The sequence below is a fragment of the Pseudomonas sp. ADAK7 genome, from assembly GCF_012935675.1.
Classification (GTDB): domain Bacteria; phylum Pseudomonadota; class Gammaproteobacteria; order Pseudomonadales; family Pseudomonadaceae; genus Aquipseudomonas.
On the sequence record NZ_CP052861.1, the window covers coordinates 6,010,364 to 6,035,531 of the forward strand.

Sequence of the window (25,168 nt, forward strand, 5' to 3'; positions counted from 1 at the left end):
ATAAGCGGCAGGGCTTTTTTTCAGCAACCGATCACTCAGACCATCGGGTCGCCAACGTGCAGGATTTTCATGCCGTTGGTGCCGCCGATGGTGTGGTAGCTGTCGCCCTTGGTCAGGATGACCCAGTCGCCTTTCTCCACGACGCCACGCTTGAGCAACTCGTCGATCGCGGCCTGGCTGACTTGCTCAGGCGGCAGCGATGCCGGGTCGAATGGCACGGTGTAGACGCCACGGAACATGGCCGCGCGGGCCTGGGTTTCGCGGTGCGGGGAGAACGCGTAGATCGGCACCGAGGAACGGATGCGCGACATGATCAGCGGCGTGTAGCCACTTTCGGTCAGGGCAATGATCGCCTTCACACCGGGGAAGTGGTTGGCGGTGTACATGGCCGCCAGGGCGATGGACTGGTCGCAGCTTTCGAAGACCTTGCCGATGCGGTGGCTGGAGGTCTTGCTGGTCGGGTGCTTTTCAGCGCCGACGCAGATCCGCGCCATTGCTTGCACAGCTTCCAGCGGATACAAACCGGCAGCACTTTCGGCAGAGAGCATCACGGCGTCGGTGTAGTCGAGCACGGCGTTGGCCACGTCGGACACTTCGGCGCGGGTCGGCATCGGGTTCTGGATCATCGACTCCATCATCTGGGTCGCAACGATCACAGCCTTGTTGTGGCGGCGTGCGTGCAGAATGATTTTCTTCTGGATGCCCACCAGCTCGGCGTCGCCGATTTCCACGCCCAGGTCACCACGGGCCACCATGACGGCGTCGGAGGCCTTGATCAGGGCATCGAGGGTGTCATCGTCGGCCACGGCTTCGGCGCGTTCGATCTTCGCCACCAGCCAGGCAGTACCGCCGGCCTCGTCGCGCAGTTGACGAGCGTATTCCATGTCGGCGGCGTCGCGCGGGAAGGACACGGCGAGGTAGTCGACTTCCATTTCCGCGGCGAGCTTGATGTCGGCCTTGTCTTTTTCAGTCAGGGCTGGGGCGGTCAGGCCACCGCCGCGACGGTTGATGCCTTTGTGGTCCGACAGCGGACCGCCGATCAACACGGTGCAATTCAGTTCGGTGGCGGTGGCGGTATCAACGCGCATTACCACACGGCCGTCGTCGAGCAGCAGCTCGTCGCCCACGCCGCAGTCCTTGACCAGGTCCGGGTAGTCGATGCCGACCACTTGCTGGTTGCCTTCGGTCAGCGGATGGCTGGTGGAGAAGGTGAACTGGTCACCGATCTTCAGCTCGATCTTCTTGCCGGCGAATTTGGCGATTCGGATTTTCGGGCCTTGCAGGTCACCCAGCAGGGCAACGAAGCGGCCGTGCTTGGCAGCCAGGTCACGCACCAGCTTCGCGCGAGCCTTGTGCTCGTCGGGGGTGCCGTGGGAGAAGTTCAGGCGGGCGACGTCCAGACCAGCCAGAATCAGCTGTTCGAGAACTTCCGGCGAGTTACTGGCCGGGCCAAGGGTAGCGACGATTTTGGTGCGACGGACGGACATGCATAGACTCCTGAGTTCAAGCGCTGAGTGAGGCTACTATGCTCTCTGGCTGTAGTCATTGTTCGAGTGCACTACTTATTCGTTTTTATCTTGAAACGAATACTTTTGGTTACAGGCAGCCTGAAGATTTCCGCCAACGGGTCGATACAGAGCTCAAGACAGGAGAACCCTCATGCGATTTGCGCTCATTGCCGTCCTTGCCCTCAGTGCCCTCAGCGTTACGGGCTGCACCCGTTGGTCGATGAACCATCATTTGAATAACGCCTACAGCGCCTATGACCGGGGCAATTGCGAGCAGGTGATGCTCGAGTTGTCCAAGGTCGATCGCGCCAGCCGCGCGCGCCGTTATGTGCAACCGGAAGTGTCGATGATGCGCGGCCAGTGCCTGGAACGGCAGAAGCTGTTTATCGATGCGGCCCAGACCTACCAGTACATCATTGCTGCGTACCCGCAAAGCGAATACGCCTACCGGGCCCGCGCGCGCCTGGAAACCCTGGAATCCCTGGGTCACTACCCGACCCGCAGTGCGGCGGCGGTGCGGCCGACTCGCTTCTGAGGACAGTTCTCATACAAAGTCTGGCTGACTGTATAGGGTGAGCTATAGTCGAATAAATCGGTTTAGAGCCTTGCCTCTACACTGACGTAACACCTGCGACTGGCAGCGGTAAGTGGCAGCGGTCGGGATGGACTGTCACACCGGAAGCGGGGAGAGCACGCCTCTTCTCTATAAGAAGGCCTGTTCCGAAGCATTAGTGCGGCTCTGCTTAAGGGCCTTGCGTAGCGAATTCAGCATGTTCACTGACCGCCGGATCGAGCGGCATCAACTGCCGTATTTTCTGAAAGTGTTCAACAGCGTCACCGACAAACCCATCGGCTTCCTGGGCAATGTGTCCGAAGACGGGCTGATGCTTATCAGCCAGTTACCGATGATGATTGGCGCTGACTTCGATTTGCGTCTGAAGATCCCCGCGGGTGATGGCTGCCAGCAGGTCATTGATGTGCGGGCCTGTTGTTTGTGGTGCCATGAAGACGCAACGCCCCACCACTATGACGCCGGGTTCAGCCTGCAACGGGCGCCGCCGGAATATGGGCAATTGGTGAGTGCGCTGCGCCAGTACTTCAGTTTTCAGCCGTTGCCTGCTTCGGCTTGATATTAGCTGTGCATTTGCAATGCCTTCCCCTGTAGGAGCATGGCTTGCCCGCGATGGCGGTTTCGAAATCGCCATCGCGGGCAAGCCATGCTCCTGCAAGGGCTGCGCCGAAACCTACGTCGCGCTGACTGCCGGCTCATTCTCCAGCGACTTTTCCACCAGCAACAACCCCATCTCACTCAACTGATATATCGCCATCGCCAGGTGCCGTGGCTTGTCCTCCAGGCTTTCGGCCAGGTCGAGCAGCAGGATGTTGACCGATGAAAAGGTTTCGAACGTCTGGATGTTGATGGCGTGGGCTTTGGCTTCAGGGGCGACGGTGAACATGGTGTGCATGGCTCGATCCTTTGGCGCGTGCAAGTGGTGGGCGTTGGGTTTGAGGTAGTGGTCGAGGGCGCGGTCGGCGGCCTCGCGGAGTTTTTTTGCATCGAGGGTGGCCGAAAACGAGTCCGTTTTCGGCGGATTGGGTGTTGCTTTGAACATATTTGCATCCTTCCAGTGGAGCCTGCCTCCGAGTCGCGACTAAACGAAGGGGTGGCGGCTGTACACAGGTTAGTCGACCGGGAAGGAATGCGAAAAACCGGCGCGCCCGAGGGCGCCCTGCGCACAGCCACCATAACGTTCAGGAAGGGGGATAGGGACATCCCGACCGTCTGGCATGCTTTGCACCTTCGCATCCACCTCCCGGGCGACTAAACCCGGCCGCTGCCTATCAGCGACACGAATCAAGTTACGGGGCAGGTCAAAAGTGCACAAGCCGGCCGATTCTGGCGGACTTGTAGGCAAAGGCGCAAGGCTTCGTAGGCCTCAAAAAACGTGGGAAAAGTCCGTAAGACCGTTCGTCAGGACTGTCAGTTATTACAGGTAGAAACCGTCGCGCAGGCAACGTAAAACAGTGCGTATTGCGAATGTGCTGTATGGAGCGCTAAAACATGGCCAGCGATGACGATGGACTTTCAGGCAACGAGCTCAGTGCAGACGTTGCTCACATTTCATCCCCTGTAAATGGCAAAGTGGAGACGAGGTCGATTTTTGCGGTCAAGGGCGGTGTCTTGGCTCCGGTCTTCGTTCAAGTGCGCAAGCGCAATGCCGACGGTACCGAGCTTCTACTGGCTACAGCCTATCCTTTTCCCACAGTGGGTGGCCCTTGGTCGATTTCAGTTGTGCTGGGTGAGGGGACACACACGATCATCGCCGTGGCGATCGGCGTCGACGGGCAAGAGTTTCCCAGCAAACCCGTTACCTTTTCGGTCCGGCTGGCGCTGCCCGCGCCGCAGATCAACAAGCCTGAGCAGGGCTCGACGCAAGATGTGAATACCTGGGTCAGCGGAACGGGCGGCGATTATTCCGCCAACGTGAAGATTCTCGAAGATTTGACCCACCGCGAGTTGGGCAGCTCACCGGTCGCGCTGACGGGGGGCTGGGGGGGGAGTATACATTTCGTGCCGGGCCCACGTTCGATTGTTGCCCGACAGTTTGTTAATGGCCGGCCGGGTGCTCTTAGCGTTGTGCGTTTTTTCAAGGTTCGCCCTCCCAGGGTGGCCGGTATTACCGTCACGCAACAAGACAACCAAGGCGCGAAATTTTCGGGTACGGGCTACAACGGCGCCACCCTGGTGCTGAGCTACGTCAGTGGGCCGGCCAACAAACCATTGCCGGAAATCGTGGTGGCCGGTGGTGTCTGGCAGATCAGCACTACGGCCTGGACCCCCGGAGCCTATACCTACTCGGCAATCCAAAAGATTTCCGACAATGCTGGCGGCTGGATCCCTTCGCATGACCTTCGTTTCAATTTCACCATCCTCCCGCCGGAACTCGAGCCAGTCCCCGACCCGGTGCCCGATCGGCCCAATGAATATAGTTACAGGCCTACGTTTACCGGCAGAGGCACGAACGGCGCCACTGTGCTGATCAAAAAACAAGGCGGTGACAATGCCGTACCGAATGCTCTAGTGGTCAACGGTCGCTGGTTCAGCGAGTCGGAGCAAGAATGGGGACCGACGCTCCACCAGAACGTTGACTTGAAGCAGCGTCTCAACGGCCGGGACTCGGCGAACTGGGTCCGGCTTGTGGTGAAGATCCCGCCGCTGGCACCGCCGATCACCCGCCTGGTGGACAACGATTTATCACCCACTATCGAGGGCACCTGCTGGAAAACGGACACGTTGGTCAGGCTCACCTTTAGCGATAACCCAGGCAAGGTCGAAATTGCTACCGTAACGGGTGGCACCTGGACCTTCCGGCGTAGTACGCCCTTCGCTCCCTACGTGACCCATACGGTGAAGGTCACCCAGATCGCGGCGCAGCAAACCTCGCCGCCCACAACGCGTACGTTCGTGGTGAGACGGACGCTGCTCAAACCCGTCATCACTTATCCCACGAACGAGATAGAGGTGGAGCGCGACCTGACCATCCGTGGCCGACAAGGTATGACCGGGGCATCGATGCAGCTGCGTATCGACGGCATCAATGCGGGGACGGCCAAACTGTTGACCAGTGATGGCGACTGGTCCATCGAGCTCAAGGGCCTGCCATTCGGCCGACGCATCCTTGACGCACAACAGACCCTGGACGATCGGCCGTCCGAGCGCAGCGACCCGGTCGTGGTGAACGTGGTGTTGACGCCACCGGTGTTCACGGTGCCACAGCCGGGTGGTGATTTGCCGCGGATGTCGATGATTTCCGGCGAGGGAACGCCCGGTGCAACTGTCGACGTGTGGCTGGACGATCACGTTGATTTTTTGCTCAAGGGTGTCCCGGTCAATGACGCACGCTTCTGGGAGGGTTTAGTGACGCTGCCCGTCGGGGTAACGAAGTTGCGGGCCAGGCAAGCCATTGGGTTGGAGGTTTCCAGGGAAAGTCCGCTGTTGACGTGCAACGTGGTGCCCGCCGCGCCTTACATCGAAACACCGGTCAAGGATGGACACGTCGGCTACTCGACCGTGGTGTCCGGTTTCGGTGTGCCGGGGGATACGATCACCAGTTTCCTGAAGGATGTCCGGCTGGGCAGCGCTCTGGTAGCGAAGGATCGCACCTGGTCGATCCTCACCTCCCTCACTCAACCCGGTGGAGCTTACGAACTGGTGGCGGTGGCTTCGTATGACGGGTTTGAGTCGGACCGTTCCGCACGACAGCCGGTGGTGCTCGGCAGCTATTTGCCCATCATCGATTCACCGCAGGCGGGACGCTGGGTCAGAAATTCTGTGACCTTCAGCGGTCAGGGCCGAGCGGGAACCGGTCAGTTGCACAGCTGGTTCGACCCCGATCAGCCATGGGCGCCGAATCTCGCCGTCAGTGCGCAGGGCTGGCAAGGGGTGTCGGCTCGGACGCTGTCGGCAGGCGGCAATTGGTGCCGGTTCCATCAGACCATCGTCGATGGCGCCGATGCCTCGACGATCTCCGACTGGAGCGAGAGTGGCCGTTTTGAAGTCGAAGAGCCACCGTCGCGCTGAGCCCCCCCCGCCCGATAAACGGTCACGTCTACTGTCAGTTCTGACAGTAGACGGCTCCAGCCTTCACGCGCAGATTGGCACGACAAGATGAATGTCCCGACAGCAGTTCGGGTTCCTACACACATCAAGGAGCTTGGCCATGGCGGACTCCCGTAATCGTCCTATCCAACAATTGTTCGAGCAGGTGTTCGATGAGGAACAACGCGTCACCCATGCCGACCTGGCGACTTACATCAATCAGGATGGATCGATCTTTCCTCTGGTGGAGCGGGGCGTGCTGGGGCTGATGCGTGATTACGGGCTGGGCCGTGAGGAGGCCCAGCAGTTCTTGCGCCGGGCCAACAGCCTGGCCATGTATGTGCAACGCCAGTTTATCGAGCACAGCCTGACAGGTTCCGGGGAGCACGCCGGCACGTCGTCGAGCGGGCTGTTGTCGCTGGTTTCGGGGCCCAGTTATGAGCGTTTGTTCTCTCCCAACTTTGAAAAATTGTGTCCGCATGATGCGCTGGAATCGGAGACCTCGCCCGTGGCGTATCTGGTCGAGCTGATGCGCTGGATCCGCGACCGGATCGAACCGCTCGGCGCGGACGATAAGTTGCTCTTGCATGACCGTCGCAAGGACCTGATGCCGTTGCGCATTGATTTCAACGCGGTGCACCAATCGGTCTCTGCCGTAGACATCATCGTCTCGGTGCTGGAGGCCTTCATCAACGGTGTGAATCCTTCGACCGATCTTGAAGCCGCCTTGATCGCGGCCCGCTACCCCAATGGGCTGCCGTATTTCCGGCACTGGGTCACGCTGGATGTGGTCGGTCGTCATTATGGTCTGTCGGTGGGTAACTTTGCCCATATGGTGGATTTGCACTCGCCCTATTTCCTTCAGCCCCTGGCCTGGGACAACGATGCGAAACGGGCCCTGGCTCACGCCTCGCGGCTGGGACCTTATCAACGGCAATTATTGACTGAGGCGCCGGTTGACGAGGACGGGTGGGAAGCATTTTACCTGAGCGATTTCGGCGTGGAAGGTGCGACCTTTAACAACCTCAATCAGGTGCAGTTTTTCGGTGAGCGCACCAAGCTCGATGCCCGGGGCGTTGAGAAACTGCTATCGGTGCGTGATTTTGCCCCGACCCGCTCGGCCAATGTGACCGTGTATGAGTCGCCTCAGGCGCCTGCGGTTGGCGAAAGCGAGCGTTCAGGCTCGGTTTATGTCAATGGTGGCGCCTCTCCGGCGATCACGATCAATTACAACGAAGCGGGCGGGGCATTCCACCGCCTGAGTGCGGATCCGGTCAGCGCATTTGCCCGTTATGACCGGATGAATCGCAAACTGCGCCTGGATCAATGGCTGGAGTTGCCCAGCGATCAGGTGGATGCGCTGTTGGTCGCGGCGATCAAGGCCGAAAAGCGCGAAGCCCCGCACACGTGGTGGATAAGCAATTCCACGGTGCATGCCCTGGGTTTGTTTCAAACATTGCGCGAGCGTTACGGTTGCACGGCGCAGGACTTCGCGGCGTTTATCGATGAGATGGCGATCTACGGGCGGGGCGATGCGCTGTCGCCGTTCGACCAGGTGTTCAATAACCAGGGCAGCTATCGCGAACCGCTGATACTGGATAACGATGAGTTCCCGATCATCCCGGCGACCGGGGCCACGGATCTGACGATCAACCGCTTGTGCAGCGGCCTGGGCATTGATCTGAAGACCTACCAATACCTGGCCATGGCGGTCGCCCGGGCGCAGAACTGTACCACCACCTTGCAACGCAGCCCTGCGATCATTTCCGCGTTCTACCGGTTGGTGAAGCTGCCGCGTCTGTTGGGCATCACTCCGGTCGAGGGCGTGCTGATGTTGACCTTGCTGGGTGGTGAAAACTGGGTTGATGGCCTGGCGGGCATTCCGTCGATCAAGGCGGCCCCTGGCAGCGATACCGTTCCCGATGTGCTGAACCTCATTTATGCCCTGCATGCTTGCGTGGGATGGTGCCGGGATCGCCAGTTGCCGGTGCTGTGGATGCTGCAGCAGGTGTCACCGCCAGCGGCGTTGGTGGTGGCCTCAGAGAAGGAACGCCAACTGTTCGAGCAGGCGGGCAATCTGTTACCCGCCGCGTTGTTCACCAATGCCACCCTGCTGATGGTCGGTGTCCCGCCGCTGGTCGGCACCGACTGGCTGGACCTGCTGGGGACGCTGGTCGATCCCTCGGGGTTGGTGATGAGTTCTGACCTAACTGAAACCGACTATCTGCTGTTCGCCCGCAGCGAACTGGATAAGGCGGTTCGCGATGGCCTGGGTGAGGCAGACGCCTCAGTGCGTGCGGTCATTGTCGAGAGGATGCTCACGGTGTTGCTGCAGGCCCGGGATGCGCAGGCATCGGTGGTCAAGGAAACCCTGGCGGTGTACACCGGCCTTGATGCCGAGCGGGTGTCCCATGTGCTGGTCTGGGCAAATAGCACGGTTTACCAACTGCTGCGCCAAGTGCTGGAGCAGTCCGGGCGCGAGTGGACGGGCACGTTGAGTGACGAGCCGGATCCCACGATCACCTTGCTGGCCGATGTACGGCGGCGCAGCAACGTCGTATTGCAACTTGATCTGAGTGCCACGCTGCTGCAGGACTATCTGCAATATGGCCACAAGGCGTGGCTGGATCAGCTCGACCGGCACGATTTTTCCGTGCGCCCCCTTTACTACCTGACGGCGCTGACCCGGGCGTTTGAACTCGGTGAGCAGCCGGCCGGGAAACTGCTGGATTACCTGCGCGAGGTCAATTCACTGCCGGAGTCGATTTCCGCGGAAGCGCTGGGCATTGCGCAGAAGGCGGCCTCGATCCGCCTGGCCGCGTTTTTCGACTGGAGCGTTGAAGAAGTGCGGGCGTGCGTCACGCATATCGACCCCGAAGAGCGCCTGATAAAAAACCTGATTCAACTGGATCTGTTGATGCGAATCCGCGTGCTGGCGCGGCACACCGGCATGGATGCCTTGACGATCTTCCGGGTAGGCAATTTGCCGGAGACAATTGATACGCCGGTCGATAAAGAGGCTTACCGGCTCGCCGCTGAAAGTGCCTTGCTGAGTCTTACCGAAGCCAGTGCTCCGGCGGCTGCCTACCACGACGAGGTGCCCGAGCCAATCGTCAAGCTGGACTGTCACCCAGACAAGACCAATGTGGTCGCCAACTCCCCGACCGACAAGATCATCTTTACCATGACGCTCACTAACCCCGACGGCACGGTTGTGCCGCACGTCAATGTGCACTGGCAGGACAGCCTCGGCACCATCGAGACGCAAGCGACCGACGAAAACGGCCAGGTCAAGGCCGAGTACGTGGGCAAGGTCTTGGGGCCGCAGCAACTGTTGTACTGGCTGGATCTGATGGAGCCCGAAAAAACCCGGACCATCAACGTCATCCCCGACGTGACCACCCTGACGATGCTGCCGGCATCCATGTCTCTGGTGCCGACGGAGCCAGTGCCGGCGGGCCGGGAATTCGAGCTTTACGGCACCCTGAGGGATCGATACAGGAACCTTGGCAAAGATCAGTTGGTGCGCTGGTTTGTGGAGCCGTTCAGCGGCACGACGGGGTCCGCGACCATCCGGCCGGCACAGGGGCGCAGCAATCAGGAGGGGCTGGCACGGGCCTTTGTCTCCAGCGCCAACGGTGGGCGTTTCAACGTCACCGCGCTCATCGAGAGCGCGGAGGGTTTCGTAGTGTTCGACCCCATCACATTTGCCGGCAATGACACCGAATGACGACGGCCGTATGGCGGTTGGCGCCGACGGGTACAGGAGCAAGGAACATGGCACAGCACAACATTGACGATCTGCTAGAGAAACGCCGTTCTGCCCTGGTCGAGTACTGCATCGGGCAGGTCAGCAAAACCGGCGATGGCCAGTACCGCTTCTTGAGAACGCCGGGGGATCTGTTCGAGCTGCTGCGCCTGGATCCGCTGGACAACTATCCGGTGCAGAGTTCCTGGGTGGCCGAGGCGATCAGTTGCGCCCAACAATTTATCCATGCGGTGTATCGCCAGTTGGAACCGGGCTATGGACAAACGCCGCTCAGCCCGGAGGCTCAGCAGAACTGGGAAAGGAATCTGCAACTCTGGAAGCTGTACAGCAACTACCCGGACTGGGTGGCGGTGACAAAAATCAGGTGCTATCCGGAGAACTACATCACCCCGTTCGTGCGCCAGCGCAAGACCAACCTGTTCAAGGCGCTTGAAAACGACCTGAACCAGACACGCCTCAACAGTGATTCGGTGCAACGGGCCTTGCAGAACTACCTGCAAGGTTTCGAGCAAATCTGCAACCTGGATGTGCTCAGCAGTTACATGGACGGCGCCACGCCGATGCATGCCGACTATTACTTTATCGGCCGCCAGCGCGTGCCGCCGTTCCAGTATTTCTGGCGCAAGGCCGAGATTGAACTCTCTCCGGGCGGCACCGCCATCAATCCGGTGGCGTGGGGGGAATGGCAGGCAGTTGAGATCGGCACGGGCGACCGCGTGCTGGACATTCGCCCGGTGTTTTGGGGCGGACGGTTGTGCGTGCTGTGGGCGCAGTTGCGTGACCAGGTCGTCGAGGTACTCGGCGACGAGACAATCGTGCGTTTGCCATACAAACTCGAGATCAATCTGGCGTTCATGACCCAGAACGGGCAATGGTCGGCACCGTTGAACTTGCACAGCAGCGAGCCTGAGAAGGACTTGTCCACCAACGCTCGGTTGATCGCAACGATAGCGGTTGATGAGCGTCAGCCCAAAGGCATGCTGGGCGTGTTATTGACCAGCTACAACGTGTACGCGATGCGCGATGTGCTGATGCGTCCGGTGCCGGAAGACGACGGCACGTGGCTGAATTATCTGGCGTCCCGTCGCTTCACCAGTACCTTGATTGTGCAGCATCCGTTGTTCGCGAAGAACCAGCCGAAGGTCACCGCTACCGTGGAGGCTGCGGGCTCATTGACAAGTTATTACGGCTTACAGGTGTTGTTTATCAGCGGTAGCGCCGAGGATCGGTTGTTGGTCAGAGGGGTGTGCAAGTCCACTCCGCTTACCCCTGCGAATGCGCTGTTCACATTGACGTTGCTCAATGGGGCCAGCGGTGATCCGAGACCGGTTACTCTGAGCGCGTCGACTGCCGGCGGCTGGTCGACGGCCTGGATGGAGCTCACACGGACGGCAGGCGGTTTTGCTTCGGATGCACAGTTTACATTAGGGGGGACCGCGCCCTATGGCACAAATAGATTTGTCCTGACGATGAGCGGTCTTCCCCGGTTCGTGCCGGCAGCCCTGGAAAAAAACATCGCCAACGCCGCGCAGTTCATCGCCTTCAGGCAGCCCGGAACACTGACCCATGCCCGCTTGAATTCGTTGTTCGGGCCCGAACTGGTGCAACGCGCCCATGTTTCAGTGGATGCCGTCCTGGACTGGGACACGCAATTCCTGCCGGAACCGCGACCTGATTCCGCTCCCCTCGACGAACCGAACGGTGCCTACGACGGTGCCAACGGTTTGTACTTCTGGGAGCTGTCGTTTCACCTGCCGCACCTGGTTGCTACTCGCCTGCGCACCGAAGATCGTTATCAGGAAGCGCAGGACTGGCTGCATTACCTGTTCGACCCTCGGGCACCGGCGGGCGAGGTATCCGTACCGCCGGAAGATACAGACAAACCGGCTTACTGGCGCTGCCGGCCGATAATCAGCGACGGTAACCTGGGCTGTGAAACCCAAATGCCGGCCGATCCGGATGCCATCGGCTACTCGGCGCCCCAGCACTTGCGGATTCTGGTGTTTACCGAGTATGTGAAAAACCTGATTGCCTGGGGCGACTGGTATTACCGCCAACTCACTCGGGACAGTCTGGTGGCGGCCAAGCTGTGCTATGTGCAGGCCGAATTCCTGATGGGAAAACCACCGGTGGCACGGGCGGTGACTGCGTGGGAACCCCTAACAGTCGCTCAACTGCTGGAGTCCAGCAGCACGCGCCCGGCGCTGGAAAAGTTCGAGAAAACCCTGGAGGTTTCCCTGGGCGATATTCCGCCTTCAGCGCCGGCCTCACCCTTGCTCGGCCTGTTGGCCAACGAGCCGTTCAAACTGCCGATCAACGAGCAGTTGCTCGAGCTGTACGACCTGCCTGGCAGGCGTCTGAATAACCTGCGCAACAATCTGACGCTGGATGGCAAGCCGCTGAATACGCCGCTGTTCAGCCCGCCGACCGATCCGAACCAATTGTTGCGTACCCTGGCCGCCGGTGGCGTCGGCGGGCCACGCCCGATGGGTGGACGCCTGGTGGTGGGCGCCTTTCATTGGCGGGTGTCATTCGAGGTCGCGCTGCGTGCCGTGCAGACATTGCAAGACTACGGCGGTCAAGTATTGCGCCTGCTTGAACAACGGGATCGGGCCGAACAGGAGGAGATGCAACAAAACCATCTGGTGGAACTGGGGGATTACGCGCGCACGGTCCAGGAGCAGAGCATCGCCCAACTGGAAGCGAATGTGTCGGCGTTGCGTCAAAGCCGCGCCACGGTGCAGGAGCGTGCCGACACCTATGCCCGCTGGTATGACGAAAACGTCAGCAAGATGGAATACGAGGTCATGGAAAGTCTGGATTCGGCCAAAAAACTGAACTTTGCGTCAACGGCGCTTCGTTCCCTGGGGGGGGTGTTCGACGCCTTGCCGAACATTTTTGGCGTGGCCAGTGGCGGCCATCGTCCTGGCGCCCTTCCTACCGTCGTGGGTCAAGGCCTGGAACTCGCTGCTGCAATCGTGCAACTGGATGCCGACAAGCAATCCGTCACCGAAAGCTATCGCCTGCGTCGTCGCGAATGGGAGCTGCAACGCAATCAGGCCCTGGCGGAGTTGCTGGCCATCGATGAGCAGATTACCGCGCAACGCATCGCGGTAGACGCGGCCAGGGCGAGCCTCGATCAGACCCTGCGAGCCAATGCCCAGGCGCTGGCGGTTCATGACTTCCTGAAAAAACGCTCGACCAGTGCTGAACTGTTTGGCTGGCTGCTGGGCCAGCTCAAGGCCTTGCACTACCAGGCTCACGACGCAGTGGTCAGTTTGTGCCTGAGTGCCCAGGCCTCCCTGAGTGCTGAAACCGGCGATTACGATTCAGCCGCTACCTTGCCCCAGGTGTGGCTCGAAAACCGTTATGGATTGACGGCCGGGGAGCACTTGCGCGAATTCCTGTTGCGCATGGAACGCAAGCACTTGCAAAGCTACGAGCGACGGCTGGAACGGGTCAAGACCGTTTCCCTGCGGCGATTGTTCGACGACGCCAGCGATCCGCAAGCGCTGCATGCCGACTGGAATGCGGCGCTGGCGAAGTTGCAAGACACCGGTGTTCTGGAGTTCAAGCTGACGCAGTTGCTGTTCGACCGAGAACACCCCGGCGAATACTGCCGGCTGATCAATTCCGTCGAGGTCGATCTGCCGGTGCTGGTCGGTCCTTACGAGGACGTGCGCGCAACCTTGCAGCAGATTGGCAGCATGACCGCCACCAAACCGTCGGCGCATTCGGTCGGGTATTTGCTCATGCCTGAGGACTCGGTAGCGCCGGCCGATGTGCACTTCGACCTGCGCAGCGGGCAGCAGATCGCGCTGTCGGTGGGCATTGCGGACAATGGCATGACGGTCAGCAAACCCGAAGAAGGTTTGCTCAATTCGTTTCAGAACACGGGGGCTGTCTCGCGCTGGCAATTGATTTTCCCCTGGCCCAAGAGAGAGGCGCAAAGCGCGATGCTGGGCTCTTTGACCGATGTCATTGTGCGTATTCGCTACACGGCCAAGGGCGGTGAGCCGAGCTTCAGGCTCGCTGTTGAAAATCTGGTGAGCATAGCCGAAACGCCCGAACTCGAACGTACAGGCAGAGGAGAAAGCGGTCATGCGTGATCCCGCCGTTCAGGCTAATCAGAACCTGGTGGTCAATGGTGATTTCAGCCATGCCATCGACCACTGGAACAAGCACCCGTCCAATACACGAGAGGTCAGCCTGGCCGAGGAATTTTATCAGGGGGAGATGACCCGTTTTCTCAGGGTCGGTAACGGTGCTTCGGTCAGTCAGGTGATCGCGGTTCCCATGGCCGCGAGAACCGACGTCTGGTATGGGCTCAGCTTTCTCTGCGAGGTGCGTTACAGCGGGACGGGCCGGGTGTTGATCGAGATGGTCGACCATCCCGAGAACAATCAGGACATTCCTTTGCTGCTCGGCCAGGCGCGCAACGAGGAAGAAGACCGGGCGCGTCTGCTGAGCGGGCAACCGCTGGAGTTTTTGCCGATCGAGTACGAAGTCCGGCTGACTCTGCCGCTGCAAAGCAATGACCGGATTCGCGTGAGGGTGTTCAGTCCGACGGGGGGAACCGGCGATGTGATGACGTGCATCACCCGTATACACCTGGCCCTGCACTTACCACGGATGGAGTTGCAAACGCTGAAGCTGGATGAGGAGTTGTTGCCGGCGGCCGGTGTCCTGCCGTTGTGCCTGGGGGCCTCCGCCAGTTCGCGGCATCGTCTTGAATGTGTGCCCATGCCGGGACACCCGTGGCTGGGTACCCAGGCAGCCCTGACCCTTGAAAACAATCCGCGAGGCGCCATCCTCGCGCAACCGGACTGGGGCGTCGATCATCCTTTGGAGGCGCCGTGGTCACTCGACTGCCCGTTGCTCGATGACCCAAGCCCGCGTTTGTTGACGATGCAGTTGGTCAATCAATACACCGCCGAGCCTTACCCGATAGAGGTTTCGTTGGGCCATCACCGCCTGGTGTTCCGTGACGTACTGGAGGCAGCCTATTACCCGGTGATGGAACATGGGCAAACGGCGCTGCTGGGGGTTCAGGTGGCGTCTTTCTACACTGGCCAGACACTCGACGCACTCACGGTGAATTGGACAGTGGCCGGGCAGGGCGTCAGAGGCGCCAGCCTGACTGACGAGGATGGCTGGGCATACTTCAAGTATGTGCCGACGACGGCCGGGGACTTCGCCATCGAAGCGACGGTCGCCAGCCTCTATTACGCCAGCGGCATTGTTTCAACAACGCTGGCGGTGCGGGTGCTGGCGACTGATCCGTGGAAGACGTTGCTGTCCGTCGTCGAAGGCATCGAGAAACGCTGGGAGGACACGAATGGCTACCCCAATCGCGGCTCGGGTTATCCGCTCCAGGTACGCCTGACGGCCGACCACCTGTTATCCGGCAGCGAGATGCAGTTGCGCTGGAGTGGCGACTCCGCCGAACAGTTGGGTGTTGTCGTCAGCCCGGCGCTGGAATCGCCGGTGCCGGTCAATGGCCGCGACCTGACTTGGACACTGACCAGCGAGGATCGCCTCGACGGCCGGTTCGAACTATCGCTGGTTTGCTCGAAGCTGTTGTTGCCGTCACCGAAAAAAACCATGTCGCTGGCACGCAATCTGGTCCGTATCGGCGAGGTACGCGAGGCCAACAGGTTTCCGGTGGTGGACGAAAACGAAAACGTGCTGCTGCGGATTCAGGTCGTGCATGTGCTGGTCAGCGGCGATGGCGACCCTGTCTTCAATGCGCTGGTTGACTGGATCACCCCCGAGGGCCCGCTGCCGACTGTCGTCACCGGGGCCGGTGGTTGGGCCAGTTTGCTGTATACGCCGAAAAGTGCCGGGAATTGGGTTGTCACCGCCCGTGTCAGGGCGCACGAAGAGGCTGTGGCGGTTGAACGTAACTTTGATGTCAGAGCCCTGGCCTCCAGTCCGTGGAAGAGTGAGGTCAGGATCCTGCTCGACAACGTCGAGGTCGATCGTCTGGTGCTGGGCGTGCTTTGCTGGCGTGGCCGCGCTCACACGTTGAAAGTCGAGCCACTGCCCGGCAGCACCTTGATCGGCCAACCCGTGACGTTGAACTGGCGGGGTACACCTCCGGCCATCGGGCTGGAGGCAAGCGACATCGGAACACCCAGAAACCTGACTGCCGCAGGGCTGGAATGGACGTTTACGTCTGCGCTCGGGACCAGTCTAAGCAGCCTGTTCGAACTGAAATTGAGCAGCCCACGGCTGTCATTGGATCGGGAATTGTTTGGGCGTCTGGTCGCCCCCGACCTGGCCCAGGAAGCTAGCCTGACACTGGATCAGGTTTCAGTGGTACCCGGCGATCAGGCACTGTATCCGTGCCTGGGGGCCGTGCACCGTTTCAGTTTATTGCCTAATGCGCTGAGTCCGCTGGTGGGGCTTTCGACGACGTTGTCGTGGACGGGAGCGTTGCCTGAACAGTTGGGCGCGAGCATCGATCCGCCCTTGGCGCAGTCGCAGGTGATCGACGACGGCGGTGCACGCTGGTCCCTGGACTTCACCGCCAGCCCCGCGCCGGGAACGTTTGCCCTGGCGCTGAAACTGCCGCAGTTGGGTCTGGATTCGGCCGCGACCTCGATGATTTTGGCGCACAACAAAGTCAGGATTGAGGCTTGGCGCGAGGCGGCAGTGGATCCGGTGGTGGGACAGGAGCCCGCCTGGGCGTGGATCCAGGTGTTTTCCCATTTCACCGGCCTCGCTGTTGAACAGGTGCCAGTGACATGGCTGGCCGGCGAGCAATCCGCCGAAACAAAAACCGATGCCAAAGGTTGGACCGGTTTCGGCTTAGTGCCTACGGCCGTACGGCAGCAGGTGGTCGAGGCTGTGCTTGTCAGCCCTTACGACGGTTATGAAGACAAGCGCTCGATGATGGTCACCGTGTTGACGAGCGATCCATGGGAAGGGGTCACGATCAGCTTTGACGGTCAGCCGCCACAACCCTGGGGCAGTAAAACCTGTTTCCCGCGCCGCAAAGGCAATCACCTCATCGAAATCATGGCGGCCGACAACAGTCCTTTATTCGATCAGGATCTGGTGTTGGGGTTGACCGGCACCGGGCCGGCAGAGCTGGGTATTCGTTTTGATCCGATCAACGCGCTCGGGACCGCGCGCTGGTTTTCCAGTTCCGGCCTGCGATACGGCTTTGTGGTCGGCGATGTGAAGGACGGCGCATTTGCCCTGCGATTGGCCGCCAGCCGGCTCGCCCGATTGTCACTGGCCAATGCGATGTCGCTCGGGTCAGGGGTCCAGGTGGTCAAGTTCAAGGTAGACAACCACGTGACGCAGACGCTGGATTGGGGGCAGACACTGTTTGAACAGGTCACGGTGGTGTCGTCGGTCAGTGGCAAATCGATGGCGGGTTTGCCCGTGACCTGGCGTAACTCGGATCTGGGGACGGTGATATCGGTGACGGACTACTACGGCGTGGCGAAGATCAGCTTCATCCCGACGCAGCCGGGCCCGGCGCAACTGACGGCGACGGTGGGGGATACGCTGTACTCGGAGTCGATAACGTCGGGCTTCACCCTGAACGAACCGCGCAAAATCGTTGAATTAATCAATGTGGGCGGTACGGAGCACGATTCGGCGCGGGTTCGGGTCAAGGTCGCCTCCAGCCGCACCGGCGAACCGCTGCAAGACGTGAAGGTGATGTGGGAGTTGAACGGTTCACGCTTGCCGTTCGGCGAGACCGATGCGGATGGTTTTGCCTGGTTGGACTTTGTAACGGCCGCAGGGGAGGAGAGCGTGGTAGTGGCCATGGTGGAAGGCGGTGAAGCTGGCTGGGACATGGCGTTGCTCGGGTTGAATCTGACGACGATGCCGGTCATCGAGTCGCTGATCTGTGACCGGACACAGAGCTTCACCGGTTACAGGGTGACCGCCCGAGCGCTGGTTCTGGAGTCCGACAGCACCAACCCCCTGCCGGGCATCGAGATCAATTGGCGCTTTGCGGGGCAGGCGCTGCCGGTTTCCACGTCCGACGTCAGCGGCATCGCCCGGATAACCTTCGAGACACGCGACGTTGGGGAGTTCGATTTGGTGGCTTCTCTGGCATCTGGCCTGCCAGGGACCCAGACGCAGCGCATCAGTGTGGAGTCTTTGCCCGCGGTATTGTTGCGTGGCATATACGCGGTGCCTGCCATTGTCCAAGTAGGCCGGCCATCGGATGTCAAGATCCAGGTGGTGGGGCTGACGGCACCGGTGGCGGGTATTTTGGTGAGGTGGTCGGTCGATGGCAGTGAGCGGGAGCAGACCTACAGTAACGATCAGGGCTGGGCCCCGTTCAGATTTGTGAGTTCGGTGGCTGGCACATTCGCGATTGCGGCGGCGGTGGAAAATCCTGTGGGCACGGTGTCGATGTCGATGACAGTCCGGGTGATCAACAGCTAGAGCGCCCCGGCCTTCTTCCAGCTCAGGTAACGGGTCACCAAGCCGTTACCGAGCTCCTGGGGCAGCGCTTCGAGCAGCGGCACGCCATGGGCGTTCAGTTGTTCATGGAGTTCGGCTCGGGCATTGAGGTAATCCAGCGTGCCGCAATACAGCAACGCATCGGGCAGTGTTTGCACGGGTGTTTGGCGCAATTGATCGAGGACTTCTTCGCGCAGGCTGGCGACCAGCACCCGGTGTTGCTGACTCAGGCGTTGCACGGCGTTGAGCAACTCTTGGTCGTCCTCATCCCGCAGGTTAGTGACCATGACCACCAGCGAACGACGTTTCTGCCGGGCCAGTAATTGGCTGACGGCGGCCTGGTAATCGGCGGGACGTTGGGTGGTGTTGAGCGTGTAGACGGCGTTGAGCACGGCCTTGAGCTGGCCCGCACCTTTGACCGGGGCGAGGTAGAGCGGCGTCTCGCCGGCAAAGGTGCACAACCCCACCGAGTCGCCCTGGCGCAACGCGACATAGCTGAGCAACAGGCAGGCATTCAGGGCGTGGTCGAAATGGCTGAGTTCGCCGTCCTGGCTGCGCATCCGCCGGCCGCAGTCGAGCATGAAGATGATTTGCTGATCGCGTTCGTCCTGATATTCCCGGGTAATCGGCGTGCGCTGGCGGGCCGTGGCTTTCCAGTCGATCTGGCGCAGGCTGTCGCCTTCGCGGTACTCGCGCAGTTGATGAAATTCCAGCCCCTGGCCCCGCCGTTGGCGTTGCCGTACGCCGAGCTGGCTGAGCCAGTTGTCCACCGCCAGCAACTCGCCGCCATAGAGGCGGGCGAAGTCCGGGTAGACGCGGGTGCTGTCGTTCACGCTCAACACGCGTTTGTCGGACCACAGGCCAAACGGGCTGGGCAGGTTGATTTCACAGTGTTGGAAATGGAAATGGCCACGTTGCAGCGGGCGCAGGCGATAGGTGATCTGGCTATGTTGACCGGGCTGCAATTCAACTGATTGCGGCAAGTGTTCGAAGACCAGGCCTTCGGGCGCATGATCGAACATCTGCACGTTCAAGGGTTGGGTAAAGTCATGCTCGATCGCCAGTTGCACCTCACCCCAACGTCCCAGGGCCAGGCTGCCGGGCATCTGCCGTTTCAGGCGCGGCGAGGGCAGGCGTTTGAGGCGGATAGCGTCGAGAATGGCCAAGGCCAGAAGCGCCAGCAGCAGCCCCCAACTGATCGATTGCAGGTTTTGCGGCATCGCAATTTCCAGCGCGCGCAAGGCGCCCAGCAGGAGGCCGAGACCGAGCAGCACCGAGAGCCAGATCAGCAGCAGGCGCGACGGTTTCACAGGCGCGGCGCCGACACTTGATCGAGCAATTGCTGTAACACCTGATCGACATCCAGCCCTTCGATATCCAGTTCCGGGGCAATCCGCACCCGATGGCGCAGCACCGCCAGGGCACAGCCCTTGATGTCATCCGGAATCACGAATTCGCCACCGCGCAGCAACGCCCGGGCGCGGGCGCAACGCACCAGCGCGATGGATGCCCGCGGCCCTGCGCCCAGAGTCAGACCGGGCCAGGTACGGGTGGCGCGGGACAGGCGAATAGCGTAGTCGAGCACCTGTTCATCGAGGGGCAAATCGCTGGCAATCCGTTGCAGCGCCATCACGTCCTTGGCTTGCAGCACGGTGCGCAAGGGCTGCACGTCGAGCATGTCGGCCCGGGTCGAGCGGCTGACTTGGCGCACCATGTCCAGCTCTTGCTCGGCGTCGGGGTAGTCCATGCGCACCTTGAGCATGAAGCGATCCAGCTCGGCTTCCGGCAGTGGATACGTGCCTTCCTGTTCGATCGGGTTTTGCGTGGCGAGGACCATGAACGGTTGCGCAATCGGCAGCGCCCGGCCTTCAAGGGTGACCTGGCGTTCTTGCATGGCCTCTAGCAATGCGGCCTGGGTCTTGGCCGGGGCGCGGTTGATCTCGTCGGCCAGCAGCAGGTTGGTGAACAGCGGGCCTTTGCGCAGCTTGAACTGCTCGGTTTGCAGGTCGTACACCGCGTGCCCGGTGACGTCGCTGGGCATCAGGTCCGGGGTGAACTGTATGCGTGCGAACTCGCCGCCGAAGCAGCGCGCCAGTGCGCGCACCAGCAAGGTCTTGCCCAGCCCCGGTACGCCTTCGAGCAGCACGTGGCCGCCGGCGATCAGCGCGGTGAGCACGTCGTCGATCACGCTGTTCTGGCCGATCACGGCTTTCTGCAATTCGCCGCGCACGGCCTGGGCCAGTTGACTGGCGCGCTGGCGTTGTTGGGCGGCGTGGTTGGGTGTGCCGGGCTCGATGTCACTCATAGGGCATTCCTCAAGGTTTGCAGGTGGGCGACCTGACGGCTGAATTCAGCGCTGGACAGCCGCTGTTTCGGGCGCGGGCTCAGGGCCTGGCTGATGGCGCGGGTGGGTTGCCGGGTCAGGCGCGACAATACGAGCCATTGTTCGGCAACCGCCAAGTGTTCGAAACCGGGATGACGGCGCCGGGCGCGGCGCAGGATGTCGTGCTGCAAGGCCTGCAACAGGTGGACCTGGCCGTTGCGGCGCAGCATGAAATCGGCGCTGGCACGCAAGTGTTCCTGAAGCTGTCGGCGCGCCCTTGGCGCCGGTTGCAGCAGTGGACCGTGACGCACGCCGACGTGCCAGCCACCGAGGGCGATCAGGGCGACGAGTGCGACCAGCGCCTGGGGGAAATAGCGCAGCAGCAAGGTCAGCAGCGAGTCGTGATCGGTGTTGTACAGCAAGGTCACGCTGGTGTCGGCGCTCAGGTACCACAGTAGCCAGGCATTGTCGTACTGCTCGATGGCCGGGGCTTTCCACACGTCGGCATCGGTGACCACGGTGATCGAGCCGAGCCCATGGCTCAGTTGCATCATGTGCGTGGCCTTGCCGCTGTTGGCCCAGGCCTGGGCGAGATTTTTCGGGTCTTCGAGATGGAACGCAGTATCGAAGCTGGCGTAAGCCGGGGCGTCCTCGTCTTCGAGGTAGAGCTTGGTCAGGTTCGGATACGGATCGTCGGTCGGATCGGGCGGCGGGTCCTTGAGGTCTTTGCTCAAGGACTGATGCACCTGCACGCGGTCGAGCAGCAGGTCATTACTCTGTTTGGTCTTTTCGTCCCACAGCGATTCAGCGACGAATACCAGGCGTCCGCCGGCGCGGGTCCAGTTCAACACTTGATCGATCTGGCGCGGGGTCATGTTCGAGCGGTCGCCGAACAGCAACAGGCTGTGTTGGCGCGGGTCAATGCCGGGCAGCACGTCGAGGCTGTTGGCGTGGTTCACAGCTATGCCCTGTTTGCGCAGGAACTGCTCCGCCGCCAGATAGGGATTGGCCCGAGCCTCGGGGGAGGCACCGTGATCGACGATCTCCTGATAAGGCGTGGCTTTCAGGTACAGATAAAGGCACAACGCGCCGAACAACACGGCAAACACCGCGCCGAGCACCAGCCACCCACGCCGGCTCAACGGGCGGCTCCCGGATTGAACAGTGCGCGCCAGCCGTCGCAGAGTTCCTGTTGCAGCTGCTCCGGCGGCAAGCGATGCCCGTAGGCCATGTTCTGCCAGTGCCGGGTCAGGGTTTGACTGAACGCCAGCAAGGCCGGTTGTTGCAGTTGCCCGACCCGTTCCAATACCTGGCCTTCGGTGTCGGCGTCTTTCAAGGGCAAGTTGAAGTCGTGCAGCAAGCGGCTGAGCAGGGCGCGGTAGAGTAAACCGAGGGCTTCGCGAGGATGGGTTTGCCAGAGGGTTTCGGCACTGGTTGCGACGTCGGCGGGTAGGGTTTCCTGATGCACGTCCAGCCCGAACAGTTGCTTGGGCATAGGGTGATCAACCTTGCGGCGCAGGGCCGGCCGGCGGCTGACAAACGCCTGCAACCACTCGCGATAGCGCCAGATCAACACGCCCAGTCCAGCCGCCAGCACGCCCCACAACAGCACTTCCATCAAATTGGCCAATGCACCGAAACGCGGATTGTCGAGCATCCTCGCCAACCCCTTCAGCCATTCCGGGGTGTTGCCATCGTCCGCGGTCTGGGTGGCGGGTTTGTCCTCGCCAAAGCGATAACGGGTGACGGTTTCCTTATTCTTGAACGGCGGCTGATCGAGAATCGCCTTGATGCTGTCCCGGGACGCCTGGCTGGTCAGGGGCTGGTCCAGCAAGCGCGGCGTGTCCGGTGAAATGACCGGCTCGGCGGCCCAGACGCTTTGCGCGCTCGGCATCAGCACAACCACCGCCAACAGCAGGACGGCTGCCGCGCTACTCAGGCGCTGGCGCATTCGACGGAACACCAGTTCGATGTCCCAGGCCTCCAGCACCGTGCGTCGATTCAGGTACAAGCTGAAACCGCACGCCACATAAACCGGTTCCCAGACCACCAGCACCAGGGCGTAAAAGGAGTTGGTCAGGTGCGCCAGCCATAGCCAATCCTGATTGGCTGCGTCGATCAGCGTTTGCCAGCTCCAGTCCAGCTCGACCTGTTGCGGCACCAGCAGGTAGAACAGCACCACCAAGCCGATCCACAGGGCGCTTTCCAGGTGCGCGCCGATGATCGTCAGCCACTGCGCGGCACCGGCGTTGCGTTGCAACAGGACGTGCAAGCGTTGTTGGCGTGCCGTACCGCCCAGGCCTTCGAGTTGCACCACTGGCATGAGGAAGCTGCGGCTCAGGCTCAGGCGGCGCCAGGTCAGGCTGGCCAATAATTGCGGCTTGAGCAGTCGCGGCCATTGGCGCAACGCCTCTTTGAGCGTGGGCGTTTCACCGAACAGGGTTTTCGACAGGATGAACAACGGCAGGCGATCGAACGCCGGTTTGAGCCACCAGAAAATAACCACCGCCAGCGACGGCGAATCCCATAGCAGCAGGCTGATCAGGGCGAAAATCGGCAAGGTGACGATGGCCCAACTGGTCATCAACAACCGGCGGTGTCGCTGACTCAGCTGCACGCCCAGGTCCATGGCTTCCCAGGTATTGCGCGGGCGAATCACCACGGTGGCGTCACTCAGGCGCATGGCGAGTCCGTCCGGCCAACAGCAAATACAGCGCCACCCCTAACCACAGCGCGGCGCCGACCAGGTATTTGGTCATCGGCGTGGGCGCGGTCATGGACGACCAGTAGGCTTCGACAAACGCCGCCAGCAGCAGAAACAGCATGACCCCGCAAATCAGCAACACGCTTTGGCGCGCGGCCAGGCGCAAGGCTTCGGCCCGGGGCAGGCGTCCCGGTGCGATCAGGGCCCAGCCCAATTGCAGGCCGGCGGCGCCGGACAGGACGATGCCGCTCAATTCGAAAGCACCATGGCCGATCACGAAGGGCCAGAAGGTTTGCCCATAGCCGATGTGGGTCAGGTGCCCGGCCACCGCACCGATCATCAAACCGTTGAAGACCAGGAAAAACGCACTGCCCAAGCCAAACAACAAGCCGCTGGCGAAGGTCTGAAAGGCGATGCCGATGTTGTGCATGATGTAGTAGCCGAACATCACCCAGTCTTCGCTGGACGCCCGTTCCGCCGAACGGCCGAGGTGCCCGGCGACCGGGTCGTACATGCTTTGCATCTCGCTGACCTGGTCGGCCGGGATCAGGTTGTAGATCAGGTCCGGGAACAGGTACACCAGCACGCCCATGCCGATCAGGCTGCCGAAAAACATCAGGCCGGCGGCGAGCACAAACCGCCACTGCTGACGCACCAGTTGCGGGAAGCCGGCGAGGATGAACGCCAGCGCGTTGGCCCCGAGCCGACTGCGATGCCGATAAAACTGTTGATGGCCACGCAGCACCTGATGCTGCAACACGTCCACCAGGAAACTGCTGTAGCCACGCTCCCGGGCCAGGGCCAGGTGATGACAGAGCCGGCGATAGTCTTTGGGGAAACTGGCGATGCGTGAGGCATCCTTGCCTCGTTCCAACCGGTCGAGGACCAGGGCGAACTGTTCCCATTCGGCCTTGTGGCGACTTTCGAAAAGGCTTTGCTTCATGTGGAGCCCAACAAGCCGCGGGCGATGCCATTGAGTTCGGCCACGGCCTGCGGCGGCGGAACCTGCAACGGTTGAGCAAGGATGCTCGCCAGTTCATTGACCCGGGCGGCGGAGAGTTCACCCTGGCGTTCGGCAAAACCGAGGATGGCGCGCTGCTCAGTCAGCGTCAGGGCAAACGCCGGGCGCCGGGGTTGGGCTTCGGGTAATTCGGGGCGGGTGAGCGGTTTTTCGCTGTAAATCACCAGCGTACCGGCGGCGAGATCGCCCAGGCGCTTGAAGCTCGGGTGTTGCAGGCAACTGATGGCCCCGAGGAAGTAGCCAAACGGCAACAGGTCGACAAAACGCAGCAGGTTGCGCAGCAACGAGGCCGACCAGCCGATTGGCGTGCCATCGTCCTGCACCACGCGCAGCCCCATCCATTGCTTACCCGGTGACCGCCCCTGGTTGAGCACCTCGAACAGCACCATGTACCACCAACTGACCCCGAACAGCAGGATCGAACCCAGCCCGGCGCCGAGCTGGCCGAGAAATGCCAGGACGATGAACAGCACGCCGAGGATCAACCCGCGCAGGCCGAGGTCGATAGAGAACGCGAGCGCACGGACCATCAACCCGGCCGGGCGCAGTGGCAAGTCGATGCCTTCGGGCGTTTCGACTTGATACCGCGTGTCCAGTGGCGGGGACAGCGTCGCTTTCCTTGGCAGTGCTGCGGTCTCGAGCATGGGCAACCTGAATGATCGGGCCGGATCGGGATTCAATATTGCGCAGATGCTAGCAGCCTCTTGGGGGAAAACGACATAACTATGTATTGCATGATGCAAAGCCAGAAGTGATTGAATGACAAGAGGACTGGCCGCGGCGACTTGTCTGCGCCTAGACTTCGCC

General features: G+C 61.2%; 14 protein-coding genes. 6 read left to right on the forward strand and 8 right to left on the reverse strand.

The genetic code is table 11. The features are described 5' to 3' along the window. Positions 1 to 35: 35 nt before the first annotated feature. On the reverse strand, positions 36 to 1,487 hold the full coding sequence (gene pyk / locus HKK53_RS27605) for a pyruvate kinase (protein WP_123600008.1): 1,452 nt from the start codon (positions 1,485 to 1,487) through the stop codon (positions 36 to 38). 172 nt (positions 1,488 to 1,659) lie between these two features. Between pyk and HKK53_RS27610 the strand changes: the two genes are divergently transcribed. Together HKK53_RS27610 and HKK53_RS27615 are read left to right on the forward strand one after the other, a co-directional pair. Continuing rightward, complete coding sequence (locus tag HKK53_RS27610; RefSeq protein WP_169373374.1) at positions 1,660 to 2,043, forward strand: tetratricopeptide repeat protein; 384 nt, start codon at positions 1,660 to 1,662, stop codon at positions 2,041 to 2,043. Between the two features lie 235 nt (positions 2,044 to 2,278). After that, entirely contained in the window at positions 2,279 to 2,638 is a 360-nt protein-coding gene (locus HKK53_RS27615; protein WP_169373375.1) for a PilZ domain-containing protein, read from the forward strand. 114 nt (positions 2,639 to 2,752) lie between these two features. On the opposite strand, the gene HKK53_RS27620 is transcribed toward HKK53_RS27615, so the two are convergent. Further along, the gene (locus HKK53_RS27620; RefSeq protein ID WP_169373376.1) at positions 2,753 to 3,121 is read right to left on the reverse strand and encodes a DUF6124 family protein; all 369 of its coding nucleotides are present in this window, start codon (positions 3,119 to 3,121) and stop codon (positions 2,753 to 2,755) included. A 449-nt stretch (positions 3,122 to 3,570) separates the two neighbouring features. Between HKK53_RS27620 and HKK53_RS27625 the strand changes: the two genes are divergently transcribed. The 4 genes from HKK53_RS27625 (at position 3,571) to HKK53_RS27640 (ending at position 18,295) form a co-directional block, all read left to right on the forward strand. Continuing rightward, positions 3,571 to 6,090: a hypothetical protein gene (locus HKK53_RS27625; RefSeq protein ID WP_169373377.1), complete on the forward strand. Its 2,520-nt coding sequence runs from the start codon at positions 3,571 to 3,573 to the stop codon at positions 6,088 to 6,090. A gap of 139 nt (positions 6,091 to 6,229) precedes the next feature. Beyond that, positions 6,230 to 9,838 (forward strand): Tc toxin subunit A, encoded by a 3,609-nt coding sequence (locus HKK53_RS27630; protein ID WP_169373378.1) that lies wholly within the window; start codon positions 6,230 to 6,232, stop codon positions 9,836 to 9,838. A gap of 47 nt (positions 9,839 to 9,885) precedes the next feature. Then, on the forward strand, positions 9,886 to 13,986 hold the full coding sequence (locus HKK53_RS27635; protein ID WP_169373379.1) for a neuraminidase-like domain-containing protein: 4,101 nt from the start codon (positions 9,886 to 9,888) through the stop codon (positions 13,984 to 13,986). Further along, on the forward strand, positions 13,979 to 18,295 hold the full coding sequence (locus tag HKK53_RS27640) for an Ig-like domain-containing protein (RefSeq protein WP_169373380.1): 4,317 nt from the start codon (positions 13,979 to 13,981) through the stop codon (positions 18,293 to 18,295). Before HKK53_RS27635 ends, HKK53_RS27640 begins: the two co-directional genes overlap by 8 nt. On the opposite strand, the gene HKK53_RS27645 is transcribed toward HKK53_RS27640, so the two are convergent. From HKK53_RS27645 to HKK53_RS27670, 6 genes are read right to left on the reverse strand one after another with little or no spacing between them, the layout of a single operon-like run. Continuing rightward, positions 18,292 to 19,623 (reverse strand): DUF58 domain-containing protein, encoded by a 1,332-nt coding sequence (locus HKK53_RS27645; protein WP_169373381.1) that lies wholly within the window; start codon positions 19,621 to 19,623, stop codon positions 18,292 to 18,294. The genes HKK53_RS27640 and HKK53_RS27645 overlap by 4 nt on opposite strands. Further along, on the reverse strand, positions 19,620 to 20,618 hold the full coding sequence (locus tag HKK53_RS27650; protein WP_169373382.1) for an AAA family ATPase: 999 nt from the start codon (positions 20,616 to 20,618) through the stop codon (positions 19,620 to 19,622). The genes HKK53_RS27645 and HKK53_RS27650 overlap by 4 nt, the downstream gene beginning before the upstream one ends. Next, positions 20,615 to 21,778 (reverse strand): DUF4350 domain-containing protein, encoded by a 1,164-nt coding sequence (locus tag HKK53_RS27655; protein ID WP_169373383.1) that lies wholly within the window; start codon positions 21,776 to 21,778, stop codon positions 20,615 to 20,617. The genes HKK53_RS27650 and HKK53_RS27655 overlap by 4 nt, the downstream gene beginning before the upstream one ends. After that, positions 21,775 to 23,319: a DUF4129 domain-containing protein gene (locus HKK53_RS27660; RefSeq protein ID WP_169373384.1), complete on the reverse strand. Its 1,545-nt coding sequence runs from the start codon at positions 23,317 to 23,319 to the stop codon at positions 21,775 to 21,777. Before HKK53_RS27660 ends, HKK53_RS27655 begins: the two co-directional genes overlap by 4 nt. Next, on the reverse strand, positions 23,306 to 24,283 hold the full coding sequence (locus HKK53_RS27665; RefSeq protein ID WP_169373385.1) for a stage II sporulation protein M: 978 nt from the start codon (positions 24,281 to 24,283) through the stop codon (positions 23,306 to 23,308). The genes HKK53_RS27660 and HKK53_RS27665 overlap by 14 nt, the downstream gene beginning before the upstream one ends. Next, on the reverse strand, positions 24,280 to 25,005 hold the full coding sequence (locus HKK53_RS27670) for an RDD family protein (protein WP_169373386.1): 726 nt from the start codon (positions 25,003 to 25,005) through the stop codon (positions 24,280 to 24,282). Before HKK53_RS27670 ends, HKK53_RS27665 begins: the two co-directional genes overlap by 4 nt. Between the last annotated feature and the right edge of the window lie 163 nt (positions 25,006 to 25,168).

Coding starts and splice junctions, on each gene's coding strand:
- HKK53_RS27660 (WP_169373384.1), bottom strand. CDS start 23,319: ATGCGCCTGAGTGACGCCACCGTGGTGATTCGCCCGCGCAATACCTGG.
- HKK53_RS27615 (WP_169373375.1), top strand. CDS start 2,279: ATGTTCACTGACCGCCGGATCGAGCGGCATCAACTGCCGTATTTTCTG.
- HKK53_RS27640 (WP_169373380.1), top strand. CDS start 13,979: ATGCGTGATCCCGCCGTTCAGGCTAATCAGAACCTGGTGGTCAATGGT.
- HKK53_RS27650 (WP_169373382.1), bottom strand. CDS start 20,618: ATGAGTGACATCGAGCCCGGCACACCCAACCACGCCGCCCAACAACGC.
- pyk (WP_123600008.1), bottom strand. CDS start 1,487: ATGTCCGTCCGTCGCACCAAAATCGTCGCTACCCTTGGCCCGGCCAGT.
- HKK53_RS27620 (WP_169373376.1), bottom strand. CDS start 3,121: ATGTTCAAAGCAACACCCAATCCGCCGAAAACGGACTCGTTTTCGGCC.
- HKK53_RS27665 (WP_169373385.1), bottom strand. CDS start 24,283: ATGAAGCAAAGCCTTTTCGAAAGTCGCCACAAGGCCGAATGGGAACAG.
- HKK53_RS27635 (WP_169373379.1), top strand. CDS start 9,886: ATGGCACAGCACAACATTGACGATCTGCTAGAGAAACGCCGTTCTGCC.
- HKK53_RS27610 (WP_169373374.1), top strand. CDS start 1,660: ATGCGATTTGCGCTCATTGCCGTCCTTGCCCTCAGTGCCCTCAGCGTT.
- HKK53_RS27625 (WP_169373377.1), top strand. CDS start 3,571: ATGGCCAGCGATGACGATGGACTTTCAGGCAACGAGCTCAGTGCAGAC.
- HKK53_RS27630 (WP_169373378.1), top strand. CDS start 6,230: ATGGCGGACTCCCGTAATCGTCCTATCCAACAATTGTTCGAGCAGGTG.
- HKK53_RS27670 (WP_169373386.1), bottom strand. CDS start 25,005: ATGCTCGAGACCGCAGCACTGCCAAGGAAAGCGACGCTGTCCCCGCCA.